Here is a 548-nt window from a genome sequence, read left to right on the forward strand (position 1 = left end):
GTTTGAGGCCGTCTGAAAACGATTGGGCGGAGCTTTCAGACGGCCTGATGGTTTTGAATTTGCTGATACATTTCAAATTGGTTAAAATACGCATCTTAATATTTTTTAACGATTCTTGAGAGAAGGTTCAACATGGCCGGAATGACTGAAAAACAAGCGGAACCGCTTGATTTGGTTTATGGTTTGGAAGATAAGCCGCCGTTTGGGAATGCGTTGTTGAGTGCGGTTACGCACCTTCTAGCGATTTTTGTTCCGATGATTACTCCGGCACTGATTGTCGGTGGGGCATTGGAGCTGCCGGTTGAAATGACGGCTTATTTGGTGTCGATGGCGATGGTGGCTTCCGGTGTCGGTACTTATTTGCAGGTCAACCGTTTCGGGCCGGTCGGTTCGGGTATGTTGTCGATTCAGTCGGTCAACTTCTCTTTTGTTACCGTGATGATTGCACTCGGTACCGGTATGAAAGAGGGCGGCTTGACTGAAGATGCGATGATTTCAACGCTTCTGGGCGTGTCCTTTGTCGGCGCGTTTTTGGTGTGCTTCTCCGC

At 48.5% G+C, this 548-nt stretch carries 1 protein-coding gene; it reads left to right on the plus strand.

The features are described 5' to 3' along the window. Positions 1 to 132 precede the first annotated feature (132 nt). Positions 133 to 548, plus strand: a 416-nt coding sequence (locus ACTHUM_RS18255; protein ID WP_440403715.1) for a solute carrier family 23 protein, incomplete at its 3' end; no start/stop codon positions are given.

This window comes from Neisseria sp. P0021.S006 (assembly GCF_051956895.1).